Source organism: Pseudomonas asplenii (assembly GCF_900105475.1).
Classification (GTDB): Bacteria; Pseudomonadota; Gammaproteobacteria; order Pseudomonadales; family Pseudomonadaceae; genus Aquipseudomonas; species Aquipseudomonas asplenii.
In genome coordinates this window covers 986,411-1,000,793 of the sequence record NZ_LT629777.1, presented here as the reverse complement: position 1 = coordinate 1,000,793, position 14,383 = coordinate 986,411, and the positions used below count along the sequence as shown (strand labels likewise).

At 60.5% G+C, this 14,383-nt stretch carries 11 protein-coding genes and 2 tRNA genes; 11 read left to right on the top strand and 2 right to left on the bottom strand.

Annotation, left to right across the window (positions count from 1 at the left end):
* Positions 1–121: 121 nt before the first annotated feature.
* On the top strand, positions 122–2,056 hold the full coding sequence (locus BLU37_RS04575; protein WP_010450482.1) for a methyl-accepting chemotaxis protein: 1,935 nt from the start codon (positions 122–124) through the stop codon (positions 2,054–2,056).
* A 238-nt stretch (positions 2,057–2,294) separates the two neighbouring features.
* On the opposite strand, the gene BLU37_RS04570 is transcribed toward BLU37_RS04575, so the two are convergent.
* Both BLU37_RS04570 and BLU37_RS04565 read right to left on the bottom strand, forming a co-directional pair.
* A tRNA-Leu gene (locus tag BLU37_RS04570) sits at positions 2,295–2,381 on the bottom strand.
* 233 nt (positions 2,382–2,614) lie between these two features.
* Positions 2,615–2,701, bottom strand: a tRNA-Leu gene (locus BLU37_RS04565).
* A gap of 225 nt (positions 2,702–2,926) precedes the next feature.
* Between BLU37_RS04565 and rnr the strand changes: the two genes are divergently transcribed.
* From rnr to BLU37_RS04515, 10 genes are all read left to right on the top strand, one after another.
* A complete protein-coding gene (gene rnr, locus BLU37_RS04560; protein ID WP_090202647.1) occupies positions 2,927–5,515 on the top strand; it encodes a ribonuclease R in 2,589 nt (862 codons plus the stop codon).
* A complete protein-coding gene (rlmB, locus tag BLU37_RS04555; protein ID WP_010450484.1) occupies positions 5,512–6,273 on the top strand; it encodes a 23S rRNA (guanosine(2251)-2'-O)-methyltransferase RlmB in 762 nt (253 codons plus the stop codon). Before rnr ends, rlmB begins: the two co-directional genes overlap by 4 nt.
* 274 nt (positions 6,274–6,547) lie before the next feature.
* Positions 6,548–6,970 carry a 30S ribosomal protein S6 gene (rpsF, locus tag BLU37_RS04550; protein WP_037015709.1) on the top strand — a complete coding sequence of 141 codons (423 nt, stop codon included), beginning with the start codon at positions 6,548–6,550 and terminating at the stop codon, positions 6,968–6,970.
* Positions 6,971–6,998: 28 nt separating this feature from the next.
* Positions 6,999–7,229, top strand: a complete 231-nt coding sequence (rpsR, locus tag BLU37_RS04545) for a 30S ribosomal protein S18 (protein WP_002551829.1) — start codon at positions 6,999–7,001, stop codon at positions 7,227–7,229.
* A gap of 36 nt (positions 7,230–7,265) precedes the next feature.
* Positions 7,266–8,162, top strand: coding sequence for a YybS family protein (locus BLU37_RS04540; RefSeq protein ID WP_010450486.1), 897 nt, complete (start codon positions 7,266–7,268; stop codon positions 8,160–8,162).
* A gap of 21 nt (positions 8,163–8,183) precedes the next feature.
* Positions 8,184–8,630, top strand: coding sequence for a 50S ribosomal protein L9 (gene rplI, locus BLU37_RS04535; RefSeq protein ID WP_010450487.1), 447 nt, complete (start codon positions 8,184–8,186; stop codon positions 8,628–8,630).
* Positions 8,631–8,746: 116 nt separating this feature from the next.
* Entirely contained in the window at positions 8,747–10,144 is a 1,398-nt protein-coding gene (gene dnaB / locus BLU37_RS04530) for a replicative DNA helicase (RefSeq protein ID WP_019361740.1), read from the top strand.
* A gap of 133 nt (positions 10,145–10,277) precedes the next feature.
* Positions 10,278–12,578, top strand: a complete 2,301-nt coding sequence (locus BLU37_RS04525) for a YgiQ family radical SAM protein (RefSeq protein ID WP_090202643.1) — start codon at positions 10,278–10,280, stop codon at positions 12,576–12,578.
* Between the two features lie 122 nt (positions 12,579–12,700).
* Positions 12,701–13,621 carry an NAD synthetase gene (locus tag BLU37_RS04520; protein WP_090202640.1) on the top strand — a complete coding sequence of 307 codons (921 nt, stop codon included), beginning with the start codon at positions 12,701–12,703 and terminating at the stop codon, positions 13,619–13,621.
* Positions 13,621–14,070 (top strand): hypothetical protein, encoded by a 450-nt coding sequence (locus BLU37_RS04515; protein ID WP_090202637.1) that lies wholly within the window; start codon positions 13,621–13,623, stop codon positions 14,068–14,070. The genes BLU37_RS04520 and BLU37_RS04515 overlap by 1 nt, the downstream gene beginning before the upstream one ends.
* Positions 14,071–14,383 lie beyond the last annotated feature (313 nt).

Below are 14,383 nucleotides of genomic sequence, written 5' to 3'. Positions count from 1 at the left end.
ACGAAGGGTCCCTTGTGGGGCCCTTTGTCGTTTCTGTCTGTTGTGCGGCACGGCCCTTGCTGTGATTATCCTCTAAAAAGCGTGCCATCAAATTAATGGCGCCAAAATGGAGGAGTCTTCGGTGTCGGCCATTCTCTCGCTGTTACAGAGCCGTTTGCTGCGGCCCGTGTTCGTTACCCTGGGTATCGCCCTTTTGGTGCAAGTGCTGGTGGCGGTTGCCCTGACTCGAAGCACTGTTACTGCGCTGGAGGCCGATCTTGGCAGTCGCCTGGGGGCTGACAGTCAGAAGCTCTCCGGCGAACTTGAGCAGGCCGGCAAGGAAGTGACGTCGAGTCTGGACAGTCTTTCTTCCAACACACGGCAGCGGCTGACGGCGGGGCTGTCTTCGCGCCTGAAGGATGAACAGGCGCAGTTGCGAACCACGCTGGAAAAGTCTTTGAAGGACTCGGCCAACGACATGGCGCAGCTACTGGCCTCGGTTGCCCCGCGCGCCATGTGGGACAGTGATATACCGACCCTCTCCGAATTCGCCCGGCGCGCCCAGCGCAATCCGAACGTGCTGTTTGTTGTCTATGACGATGCCACGGGCGAGCATCTGACTCGTTACCTGAATCGGGAAAACCCGATCAACAAGGCTCTGCTGGAAAAAGGCCAGGGTGAGCGGGCGCTGGACAAGGTGCTCAATGCGGCGAAGAACGATCCCTCGGTCTATTACCTTGAAGCCTCGATCAGCCCCAATGGTGTGGAGATCGGCAAGGTGCTGATGGGGGTGTCGACGGCTTCGGTGGACCTTGATCTGAAAGCCCTGGACCAGCGTTTCACTGCCCTGATCGCCAGCAGCGACCAGTTGGTCGGCGACAGTCTCAAGAGTGCGGCGGCCGACAGCTCGGCGGCGATGCGCGCGCGCCTGCAGTCGGCGCAGTCGACGGCTACGCAGATGCAGGCCAATACCGCCAGCACCGTCCAGGATGCGGCGCAGACACTGCGTTGGCGGATTGGGCTCGGGTTGGCGTTGGTGGGCCTGGGGGTATTGCTGCTGTTGGCCGTGGTGTTGGGGCGCAGGGTGGTCAGCAAGCTGCATCTGCTGATCGCGGCGCTCAATGATCTTGCGGCGGGTGAGGGGGATCTGACCAAGCGCGTGCCCATCGACAGCAATGACGAAATCGGTCACATGGCTTCAGCGGTCAACCGCTTTGTCGACAAGCTGCAACCCATCGTGCGCGAAGCGGGAGATGTGGCCCAGCGCACGGGGGTCGAGATTGGTGCGATGAGTCTGCGTAATGCGGGTGCCGACAAGGCGGCTGAATTGCAGCGTGACGAAGTGGAGCAGAGTCTGCGGGCGCTGGAGCGTATGGCTGATGAGGCGCAAGCGGAAAGTCAGGCGATGCAGGCGGCGCTTCAGCAGGTGATTGGTATCCGCCAGGCCACCGATGAAAACACCCGGACTTCGACCCAGGTCGGTGGTCTGATCGAGGCCCTGGCGGGGCAGGTCGATACCGGTGCCAAGGTGATCGAGCGTCTGGCTCAGCAAAGCGAGCAGATCGAGGTGGTGCTGACCGTTATCCATGGTATTGCCGAACAGACCAACCTGCTGGCCTTGAACGCAGCCATCGAGGCGGCGCGGGCCGGGGAGACCGGGCGTGGATTTGCGGTGGTGGCCGATGAAGTGCGGGCACTCGCCAGCAAGACCCAGAGTTCCACGGGAGATATCCAGGCGCATATCGGTGCTCTGCAACAGGGGGCTCGCGAAGCTGTTGCGGCGATTGGTCAGGCTGGGCGCCAGGCCAGCGAAGGGCTAGCCGTGTTGCGCAACAGCGTCAAGCTGCAGCAGACGGTACAGGCTTCGGTGGAGCAGGTGCATGCGGCCATTGGCCTGGCGACCCAGGCGGCTGAACATCAGGCGCAAGGTGCGCATGCGGTGCGTGGGCGGGTCGAGGTGATTCATGCCCAGGCTGAGCGTGCGGCGCAGGCAGTGGTGGAAACCACGGCTAGTGGCAAGGTGCTCGATAGTCTGGCTGCACAGCTCAAGGCGAGTTTGGGGCAGTTCCGGGCCTGATCGTTAGCGGTTGGGTGAGTTGGAGCGGGCTTGCCCGCGCTCGACGGCAAAGCAGTCGCAGGGCCCGCAAGTATTTTACCTGCTGCGCCGCGGGGAATATCTTGGGGGCTTGCACGCCCGGCGCGGGCAAGCTCGCTCGCCACAGGGTGCTATGTCAGAGGTTGTGTCGAGGGCTAAAACGCAAAAACCCGCTTTCGCGGGTTTTTGGAGAACTTCAGAATTTCTGAAGTCTTGAATATGGTGCCCAGAAGAAGACTCGAACTTCCACGACCTTTCGGTCACCAGCACCTGAAGCTGGCGTGTCTACCAATTTCACCATCTGGGCAATATCTTCAGCGTTGCCGCTGTTGATGTGGCGAACTATACGGGGACTGTTTTGATCTGTAAACCCCTGTTTTGCTTTTAATAAATCAAAATTGGCAGCCAGGTTGGCCGGGGTGTTTTCGATCCGCTCAAGCCTTGGGGGATTCTAGGGAGGGTATTTTTCGGGAGGCCAGAAACGCAAAAACCCGCTTTCGCGGGTTTCTGGAGAACTTCAGATTTTCTGAAGTCTTGAATTGGTGCCCAGGAGAAGACTCGAACTTCCACGACCTTTCGGTCACCAGCACCTGAAGCTGGCGTGTCTACCAATTTCACCACCTGGGCAGCATCTTCAACGTGTACGTTGTCGATGGCGCGCACTATACGGAGCCGTCCTGAGGCTGTAAAGCCCTGCTCGCAAAAAAAAGCAAAAAATCGTGCAAACGCTCTGCAATCGCGTCTGTCGTCGCTACCGAAGAGATTTTCCCGCATCTTGCGCGCCTGAAATTTCCCGTTTCAATACGCGTATGCCAAACTAACCGGGCATATAGACAAGGTGAAAAATATCTAATGGCCGATTGGCAGTCCCTCGATCCCGAGGCCGCTCGTGAAGCGGAAAAATATGAAAACCCTATTCCCAGCCGTGAATTGATCCTGGCGCATCTGTCCGAGCGCGGGTCGCCGGCCAGTCGCGAGCAGCTGGTGGAAGAGTTCGGTCTGAGCACCGAAGACCAGGTGGAGGCTCTGCGCCGTCGCCTGCGCGCCATGGAGCGTGACGCTCAATTGATCTATACCCGTCGTGGCACTTATGCCCCGGTGGACAAGCTGGACCTGATCCTCGGGCGTATCTCCGGCCATCGTGACGGTTTCGGCTTCCTGATTCCGGACGACGGCAGCGAAGACCTGTTCATGAGTCCGGCGCAGATGCGTCTGGTATTCGACGGCGACCGCGCTCTGGCGCGGGTTTCCGGCGTCGACCGGCGCGGCCGTCGCGAAGGCGTGATCGTCGAGGTGGTGTCCCGTGCCCACGAAACCATCGTCGGTCGTTACTTCGAAGAAGGTGGTATCGGTTTCGTCGTGGCCGACAACCCGAAGATCCAGCAGGAAGTCCTGGTGACGCCTGGCCGTAACGCCAGTGCCCAGGTCGGTCAATTCGTCGAGGTGAAGATCACTCACTGGCCGACGCCGCGCTTCCAGCCTCAGGGCGATGTGGTCGAAGTGGTCGGTAACTACATGGCTCCCGGCATGGAAATCGATGTTGCCTTGCGCACCTACGATATTCCCCATGTCTGGCCGCAAGCCGTGGTCAAGGAGGCGAGTAAGCTCAAGCCGGAAGTCGAGGAGAAGGACAAGGAGAAGCGCGTCGACCTACGCGACCTGCCGTTCGTCACCATCGATGGCGAAGATGCTCGCGACTTCGACGACGCGGTCTACTGCGAGGCGATTCCGGGCAAGCTGCGGCTGTTCTCCGGTGGCTGGAAGCTGTACGTGGCCATCGCCGATGTCTCCAGCTACGTGAAGATCGGTTCGGCGCTGGATGCCGAGGCCCAGGTGCGCGGCAACTCGGTGTACTTCCCCGAGCGTGTGGTGCCGATGCTGCCGGAAGAGCTGTCCAACGGACTGTGCTCGCTGAACCCGCACGTCGACCGTCTGGCAATGGTCTGTGAAATGACCATCTCGAAAAAGGGTGAGATGACCGACTACGTGTTCTACGAAGCGGTGATCCATTCCCACGCACGGCTGACCTACAACAAGGTCAGCACGATCCTGGAACAGTCGAAGACGGCTGATGCCAAGCGCCTGCGTGCCCAGTACTCGGAAGTGATCCCGGACCTCAAGCAACTGTACGCCTTGTACAAGGTGCTGCTGGCGGCCCGTCACACCCGTGGTGCGATCGACTTCGAAACCCAGGAAACGCGGATCATCTTCGGCTCCGAGCGCAAGATCGCGGAAATCCGTCCGACGACCCGCAACGATGCCCACAAGCTGATTGAGGAATGCATGCTGGCGGCCAACGTCGCCACGGCCGAGTTCCTGAAAAAGCACGAGATTCCAGCCCTGTACCGGGTGCACGATGGTCCGCCACCGGAGCGCCTGGAAAAACTGCGGACGTTCCTCGGTGAGCTGGGTCTGTCGCTGCACAAGGGCAAGGACGGTCCGACGCCGAAGGATTACCAGGCCTTGCTGGCGAGCATTCAGGGGCGTCCGGATTTCCATCTGATCCAGACCGTGATGCTGCGCTCCCTGAGCCAGGCGGTGTACAGCGCCCAGAACGACGGCCACTTCGGTCTGAACTACGAGGCCTACACCCACTTCACCTCGCCGATCCGTCGTTATCCGGACCTGCTCACGCACCGCGCGATCCGCAGCGTGATCCATTCCAAGCAGAACACCCCGCACGTCCGCCGTGCCGGTGCGATGAGCATTCCCAAGGCGCGCATCTATCCGTACGACGAGGCAGCGCTGGAGCAGTTGGGCGAGCAGTGCTCGATGAGCGAGCGCCGTGCCGACGAAGCTACCCGCGATGTGGTGAACTGGCTCAAGTGCGAGTTCATGAAGGATCGCGTGGGCGAGTCTTTCCCGGGTGTGGTCACCGCCGTGACCGGTTTTGGCCTGTTCGTCGAACTGACCGACATCTACGTCGAGGGTCTGGTGCATGTCACCGCCTTGCCGGGCGATTACTACCACTTCGACCCGGTGCATCATCGCCTGTCGGGTGAGCGTAGCGGCCGCAACTTCCGCCTGGGCGACACGGTCGAGGTCAAGGTCATGCGCGTCGATCTCGATGAGCGCAAGATCGACTTCGAAGTGAGCGAGAAAACCCTTTCGGCGCCCGTCGGTCGTAGCAGCAAGAAGCGCGGCGCCGAAACGGCTCCAGCGGCTGTGGTGGAGAAGGCTGCCGAGTCGGCTCGTCCTGCCCGGCGCAGTGCCGAGAAGAAGTCCGGTGAAGCCTATCGCTCCAGCGATGCTGCCGCCAAGAACGCGGAAGTACGCAAAAGCCGCGAGATGAAACAGGCCCTGCTGGCTGAGGCGAAAAACGGTGGCAAGGCCAAGGCTGAAGGCGCGTCCAGTCGCAGTGGTGGGTCGGAAAAAACGACCAAACATCGCAAGGGCCCGCCCAAGAGCGGCTCGGCACGTAAACCCAAGGGCAAGTCATGAGTCAGCTGGAAAAGATCTACGGCGTGCATGCCGTGGAGGCGCTGTTGCGTCATCACCCCAAGCGCGTCAAGCAGATCTGGCTGGCTGAAGGCCGCAGTGATCCACGGGTTCAGACCTTGTTGCAGCTGGCGGGGGAGAACCGCGTGCCGGTCGGTCAGGCCGAGCGGCGCGAGATGGATGCCTGGGTCGAGGGTGTGCATCAGGGCGTGGTGGCGGACGTCAGTCCGAGCCAGGTCTGGGGCGAAGCGATGCTCGATGAGCTGCTCGATCGCACCGAAGGTGCACCGCTGATCCTGGTACTCGATGGCGTGACCGATCCGCACAACCTCGGCGCCTGCCTGCGCACCGCCGATGCTGCGGGCGCGCTGGCAGTGGTGGTGCCCAAGGACAAGTCGGCGACCTTGACGCCGGCTGTGCGTAAAGTCGCCTGTGGTGCTGCGGAAGTGATTCCGCTGGTGGCCGTGACCAACCTGGCGCGAACCCTGGAAAAGCTCCAGCAGCGTGGCTTGTGGGTGGTCGGCACGGCCGGTGAGGCCGAGCAGGAGTTGTACCAGCAGGATCTGACCGGTCCGACCATCCTGATCATGGGAGCCGAGGGCAAGGGCATGCGTCGCCTGACTCGCGAACATTGCGACTATCTGGTGAAGTTGCCGATGGCCGGTAGCGTCAGCAGCCTCAACGTTTCCGTGGCCACGGGCGTGTGCCTGTTCGAAGCGATGCGCCAGCGCAGCGTCAAGGCTGCCGCCAAGAAGTCCTGATCTGTTGTGGGAGCCGGCTTGCTGGCGATAGAGGCGACGCGGTATTTCTAGGATACCGCAGTATGGTTCCTCTCCAGCAAGCCGGCTCTTGCAGCTGTATCTGCTCAAATAATCGCCAATTACCTTGCGCCTCTCGTGCCCCTTCTCTACAATTGCGCCCCTTGCCGTGATGGCTGGCGCATTTGTGCCTAACTCCAAGGCAAGACACACCAGTGTCATTCACTCCTTGTCTGACCGCTTTTCAGTGGCAGGCTACAACCCGTAAGGAGCATTCATGCGTCATTACGAAATTATCTTTTTGGTCCACCCGGATCAAAGCGAGCAAGTCGGCGGCATGGTTGAGCGTTACACCAAGCTGATCGAAGAAGACGGCGGCAAAATCCACCGCCTGGAAGACTGGGGCCGTCGTCAACTGGCCTACGCAATCAACAATGTTCACAAGGCTCACTACGTGATGCTGAACGTTGAGTGCACCGGCAAGGCCCTGGCCGAGCTGGAAGACAACTTCCGCTACAACGATGCTGTGATCCGTAACCTGGTCATCCGTCGCGACGAAGCCGTTACCGGCCAATCCGAGATGCTCAAGGCTGAAGAAAACCGCAGTGAGCGCCGTGAGCGTCGCGACCGTCCTGAGCACTCCGACGCTGAAGGCGTTGATGGTGATGACAGCGACAACAGCGATAACGCTGACGAGTAATCCACGGACCTTTTGAGGAGCCAATTACATGGCACGTTTCTTCCGTCGTCGTAAATTCTGCCGCTTCACCGCTGAAGACGTGAAAGAGATCGATTACAAAGATCTCAACACCCTGAAAGCCTACGTATCCGAAACCGGCAAAATCGTTCCAAGCCGTATCACCGGTACCAAGGCTCGTTATCAGCGTCAGCTGGCTACCGCTATCAAGCGCGCCCGCTTCCTGGCCCTGCTGGCCTACACCGACAGCCACGGCCGCTGAGACCGGGTCGTCGACAAGTAGTAAAGGATTGAGTGCATGCGCGCCTTAGCTGACTTCATCATGCGGGGACGTGTGCAGGCCACGCTGGTCGTGGCCGGAGCTGCGGCATTGCCGCTGTTGTTCTGGTTGAGTGCCGCCGCCGGATGCCTTGTGCTCCTGCGGCGTGGTTCGGACGCCTCGAGCGTCCTGGGTATCGGATTGTTGTCGGTGTTGTTGAGCTGGCACTTTTTCGGCGACCCGACGGCCCTTCTGGTGCTGGTCGGCAGTTGTAGTCTGGCGTTGGTCTTGCGCGCCGGGCATACCTGGAACCGCGTGCTGCTGTGCAGCATGGCCGTGGGATTGTTGTGTGCGGTGAGCCTGGGAACTGTGTTCAGTTCCTTCATCGAGTCACTGGCGCAGACGTTTGAACACGTCATGCCGCTGGCGATGGGTGAGGTCTACGAGAAATTCTCGGCCGACCAGAAGGCGTTTCTCATCTCCCTGACAGTCCCGCTGATGATCATTTCGACGGCGATTTCGTTGCAGGTCTTTAGTGTGCTGTGCCTGATTCTTGGGCGCTATTGGCAAGCGTTGTTGTATAACCCTGGTGGTTTCGGTCGCGAGTTTCGCGCCATCCGACTCCCGAAGAACGTGACGCTGTTACTGCTGGCCGTCATGTGTATCTCCCCGTTTTTCGGGTTGCATGCACTGATCCTGTTGCCGCTGTGCAGCGTACCGCTGGTCTTCGCCGGTCTGGCCCTGATTCACGGGCTGGTGGCGCAGAAACGACTGGCTGCTTTCTGGCTGGTGGGGATATACGTGACGTTCTTGCCGTTCATGCACCTGCTCGGTCCGTTGCTCGTGGTATTGGCCATTGTCGACAGCCTGATTGATTTTCGCGGACGCCTGGCGTCGAAGGACCCCGGTAACGGGTCCGCGAACGGTGAAGGTTAAAAGTTAAGAGGTTATTACCAAATGGAACTGATCCTGCTGGAAAAAATCGCCAATCTGGGCAACCTGGGCGACAAAGTAAAAGTGAAAGCCGGTTACGGCCGTAACTACCTGCTGCCTTTCGGCAAAGCCACCGCTGCGACCGCTGCCAACCTGGCCGCTTTCGAAGAGCGTCGTGCCGAGCTGGAAAAAGCTGCAGCAGACAAGAAAACTTCGGCTGAATCGCGCGCCGCCCAACTGGCTGAGCTGGAAGTGACCATCACTGCCACCGCCGGTGACGAAGGCAAGCTGTTCGGTTCGATCGGCACCCACGACATCGCTGATGCCCTGACCGCCTCTGGCGTCGAAGTGGCAAAAAGCGAAGTTCGTCTGCCGAACGGCACCATCCGCAACGTTGGCGAATTCGACGTGGCCGTGCACCTGCACGCCGAAGTCGAAGCAACCGTACGCGTTGTTGTGGTGGCTGCTTAAGCAGCACTCAATCGTCTGGCGGCTTGCCCGTCGGGCGGTTAACATCGGGCACGACTCTGTTCATTCAGGTCGTGCCTTTTGTTTTTTTGGCTCAAACCATCTGATTCCAAGTGGCTATGAACGATATCTCCGCTCCCGAGCAATACGATCTGCAAACCGCTGCCCTGAAGGTGCCACCGCACTCCATCGAGGCCGAACAGGCCGTGCTCGGTGGCTTGATGCTGGACAACAACGCCTGGGAACGTGTGCTGGACCTGGTCTCGGACGGTGATTTCTATCGGCATGACCACCGCCTGATCTTCCGCGCGATCGCTCGGCTGGCCGACCAGAACCAGCCCATCGACGTCGTCACCCTGGCCGAACAGTTGGACAAGGAAGGCCAGACCTCCCAGGTCGGCGGCTTGGGCTACCTGGGCGAGCTGGCGAAAAATACGCCATCGGTCGCCAACATCAAGGCTTATGCCTCGATCGTCCGTGAGCGGGCGACCCTGCGGCAATTGATCGGCATCACCAGCGATATCGCTGATGCCGCTTTCAACCCCGAAGGCCGTACCGCCGTGGAAATCCTCGACGAGGCCGAGCGGCAAATTTTCCAGATCGCCGAGGCGCGCCCCAAGACCGGCGGTCCAGTGGGCGTCAACGAGTTGCTGACCAAGGCCATCGACCGTATCGACACCCTGTTCAACACCGCTGACGCGATCACCGGCCTGTCCACCGGCTATACCGATCTGGACGAGAAGACCAGCGGCCTGCAGCCGTCCGACCTGATTATCGTCGCCGGCCGTCCGTCGATGGGTAAGACCACCTTCGCCATGAACCTGGTGGAAAACGCCGTGTTGCGTAGCGACAAGGCGGTACTGGTGTACTCCCTCGAGATGCCAGGTGAGTCGCTGATCATGCGTATGCTCTCGTCTCTGGGTCGTATCGACCAGACCAAGGTGCGTTCCGGTCAGTTGGAAGACGATGACTGGCCGCGCCTGACGTCGGCCGTCAACCTGCTCAACGACCGCAAGCTGTTCATCGACGATACCGCGGGGATCAGCCCGTCGGAAATGCGTGCGCGCACTCGCCGCCTGGTGCGTGAGCACGGCGACGTCGGCCTGATCATGATCGACTACCTGCAGTTGATGCAGATCCCGGGTTCCAGCGGCGACAACCGGACCAACGAGATTTCCGAGATTTCCCGTTCCCTCAAGGCCCTGGCCAAGGAATTCAATTGCCCGGTGGTGGCACTGTCCCAGCTCAACCGCTCCCTGGAGCAGCGTCCGAACAAACGGCCGGTGAACTCCGACTTGCGTGAATCCGGAGCAATCGAGCAGGACGCCGACGTGATCATGTTCGTGTACCGCGACGAGGTCTATCACCCGGAAACCGAGCACAAGGGCATTGCCGAAATCATCATCGGCAAGCAGCGGAACGGTCCGATCGGCTTTATCCGCCTGGCCTTCATCGGCAAGTACACGCGCTTCGAGAACCTTGCGCCGGGCAGCTACAACTTCGACGACGACGAGTAACGCCCCAGGCCGCAGGGCTGTCTCGATCTTGATAAACCCGACGATTATCGTCGGGTTTGATCATTTTTTGTGCTATATTTTGCGCCCGCGATTTTTCATCTCGACACCTTTCATCTCGACACCGGTCACCGCCATGCAAGCAGCCAAGCCGTTATTTGACTATCCCAAGTACTGGGCCGAATGTTTCGGGCCAGCGCCCTTCCTGCCCATGAGCCGGGAAGAGATGGATCAGCTCGGCTGGGATTCGTGCGACGTGATCATCGTCACCGGCGATGCCTATGTCGACCATCCGTCCTTCGGCATGGCGATCATCGGTCGGCTGTTGGAGGCCCAGGGTTTCCGCGTCGGGATCATCGCCCAGCCGAACTGGCAGTCGAAAGACGACTTCATGAAGCTCGGCGAGCCGAACCTGTTCTTCGGTGTCGCGGCCGGCAACATGGACTCGATGATCAACCGCTACACCGCCGACAAGAAAATTCGTTCCGACGACGCTTACACGCCTGGCGGCCTGGCCGGCAAACGACCGGATCGTGCCAGCCTGGTCTACAGCCAGCGCTGCAAGGAAGCCTACAAGAACGTACCGATCGTGCTCGGCGGCATCGAGGCCTCGCTGCGTCGGATCGCCCACTACGACTACTGGCAGGACCGCGTGCGCAACTCGATCCTGATCGACGCCAGCGCCGACATCCTGCTCTACGGCAACGCCGAACGGGCAATCGTCGAGGTGGCCCAGCGCCTGTCCTTCGGCCACAAGATCGAAGACATCACCGATGTGCGCGGCACCGCCTTCATCCGCCGCGATACCCCGCAGGGCTGGTATGAAGTCGACTCCACGCGCATCGACCGGCCGGGTAAGGTCGACAAGATCATCAACCCGTACGTGAACACCCAGGACACTGCCGCCTGTGCCATCGAGCAGGAAAAAGGCCAGGTGGAAGATCCGCAGGAAGCCAAGGTGGTGCAGATCCTCGCCAGCCCGCGGATGACCCGTGACAAGACGGTGATCCGCCTGCCATCGATGGAGAAGGTGCGGAACGACCCGGTACTGTATGCGCACGCCAACCGCGTGTTGCACCTGGAAACCAATCCGGGCAACGCCCGCGCGCTGGTGCAGAAGCATGGCGAGCTGGATGTGTGGTTCAACCCGCCGCCCATCCCGATGACCACCGAGGAAATGGACTACGTGTTCGGTATGCCTTATCAGCGCATTCCGCACCCGGTCTACGGCAAGGAAAAGATTCCGGCCTACGACATGATCCGCTTCTCGGTGAACATCATGCGTGGCTGTTTCGGTGGCTGCACCTTCTGTTCGATCACCGAGCACGAAGGACGGATCATCCAGAACCGTTCCGAAGAGTCGATCATTCGCGAGATCGAGGAGATCCGCGACAAGGTGCCAGGCTTTACCGGCGTCATTTCCGACCTCGGCGGTCCGACCGCGAACATGTATCGCATCGCCTGCAAGAGCCCGGAAATCGAATCGGCCTGCCGTAAGCCGTCGTGTGTGTTCCCGGGGATCTGCCCGAACCTGAACACCGATCACTCGTCGCTGATCCAGCTCTATCGCAGCGCCCGTGCACTGCCCGGGGTGAAGAAAATCCTGATCGCGTCCGGTCTGCGCTACGACCTGGCAGTCGAATCGCCCGAGTACGTCAAGGAACTGGTGACCCACCACGTCGGCGGCTACCTGAAGATCGCCCCGGAGCATACCGAGGAAGGTCCGCTCAACCAGATGATGAAGCCGGGCATCGGCTCCTACGACCGCTTCAAGCGGATGTTCGAGAAGTTCTCGAAAGAGGCCGGCAAGGAACAGTACCTGATCCCGTACTTCATCGCCGCCCACCCGGGCACCACCGACGAAGACATGATGAACCTGGCGCTGTGGCTCAAGGCCAATGGTTTCCGCGCCGACCAGGTGCAGGCGTTCTACCCGTCGCCGATGGCCAGTGCCACCGCGATGTACCACTCGGGCAAGAACCCGCTGCGCAAGGTCACCTACAAGAGCGATGCGGTGACCATCGTCAAGAGCGAGGAGCAGCGTCGGTTGCACAAGGCGTTCCTGCGTTATCACGATCCAAAGGGCTGGCCGATGCTGCGCGAAGCCCTGTTGCGCATGGGGCGTGGCGACCTGATCGGGCCGGGCAAGCAACAACTGATCCCACAGCACCAGCCGCAGACCGACAGCTACCAGAGTGCCCGGCGCAAAAACTCGACGCCGTCCGGCAGCCACAAGGTCGGCAAGGACAGTACTCGCATTCTGACCCAGCATACTGGCCTGCCGCCGCGTGGCAGCGATGGCAGTAAGCCCTGGGACAAGCGTGAGGAAGCCAAGGCCGCCGCCGCTGCGCGTAACAAGCAGGCAGCCAAGGAGCGCGCGGACGCAGCCAAGGGCAAGGGCAAGAAGCCGGCACGCAAGCCGGTGGTGCCTCGCTGATACAGCGGTGCTCCAGACAAGACGCCAGCCTCGTGCTGGCGTTTTGCTTTCTATCGAAGATCTGGCGGGTTTGCTAAGGTTGCCGCGAATTTTCCACCGTTCGAATCAAGGAAGACCCGCGCGTGAGCTCTTCGCTACCCGGCATCGGCATGGACTCCAGGCCCTCCCAGTTTTTTGCCCGTCAGCGCATCGAAAGCCAGATCGATCTGCCACGGCTGTTTGCCGCCATCGATGCCGACCCCGGTATCGTTGGCGCGGGTGTGGTGTATATCGACGCTGAGTTCAACGTGGTGACCCTGCGTGAGTTCCAGCCGATCTGCAGCATCAAACCCAAGCGTGTGATTCTGCGCGAAGCGCAGAAGTACATTGCGCCGAAGCAGTTCGCCCAGCAGGTGCAGGACAACCCGCGGGAGTCGCGACTGGTCAGCGAGGCCATCAATACCAGCTTGTCGTGTGCCGGCGCGGTGATCGGCTGGGTCGTGGTGCTCAGCGGCTCGGTGGCGGTGCCGTTTTCGGCCGGGGCCAGTTCTGTACTGGTTGCCATCGGTTATACCGCTGCGGTTGCCAGTACCGCGCAGTGCGTCGTCGGTGGCTATCGGACGGTCAACGAGGTGACCAATCCGGCGCGCAACGACTACCTCGACAGCGAAGCCTGGTACCAGTACACCTCGATTGCACTGGATGCGGCTTCGCTGCTGGGCGTCGGTGCATCTACTCTGACTTCCATCAAGCTGGTACGCCTGACCAAGGCCACCACCGGCAAGAGCATTCGTGAGGTGCTGCGAGGGCTCAACCGGCAGGAACGAGCAAAGTTGACCAAGGAACTGCTGGCCATCAATGACCCGCGTCTGACCCCGAAAATGCTCAAGCTGAAACAGCTGGCCGGCGAGTTGCCCAAACGTTTCACGCCGACCGAGATTCGCCACGCTACCGTCACCCAGATCAAGGATTCGCTGGGCGCGGCGATCGGGCTCACCGGGAGTGCCTTGTCCGGTAACGTGAAAACCATTGCCGTCGGGCTTTACGAGGAGATCGACGAGTAATGGAGACGTTGAGCTTGCGGCGCTTTCTGGCGCAATATTTTCCGACCTTCATCGGCGCGATCTTTGCCGCGCTGATCGGCATCGCCTGTGGTGTACCGTTGGTAGGAGATCATTATTTCCCCACGGCGTCGCTGGGCGAACAGGCGACCGGCATGTCTGCCACGGTCATGCTGCTCGGGTTCGTGGTGGCCCACTGCAACTTCATGATCGTGCGCGGCCGTCCGCAATGGGTTCGTGGCTTGGTGCTGGTCTTCGCACTGTGCTTCCTGGGCGTCTTGCCGACCATCACGTCGCAGCCGAATCGCGTCGTCTACGCGCTGGCTCTGCTCGCGCCGTTGCTGGGCCTGCTGTTGCTCAACAGCAAGCGCCACCGCGAGATGCGCGAGCGTCTGGTGGACATCCGCAAGCAGCGCGAGAGCCTGCGCCGTACCCTGCAGAAGAGGCGGTAGCCGGCTGGCAGGGCAGGGGAGCGTGAACTACCCGGCTTCAGCGCTCGCGTACGGGCGTTTCGCAGGTGCCGCTGGCACCGCAGGCGTAGGCGGCGAGCAAGCTGTAGAGCAGGCTGTTGATGGACATGACGTGGGCTCCGCTGGATGACGATGGGCTAATGTTAAGTCCTGCGGATTCGTCTGGTTGGTTGATTGTATGCATCAAGGCGATAGCTTAGGATTGTATACAATCTCTTGACTCAGATCATGGGAGTCCTGTCTGGTTTCAGGCAGTCTTCCTGCATTGATCCGCCGATTTTCATACCCTGCCTTG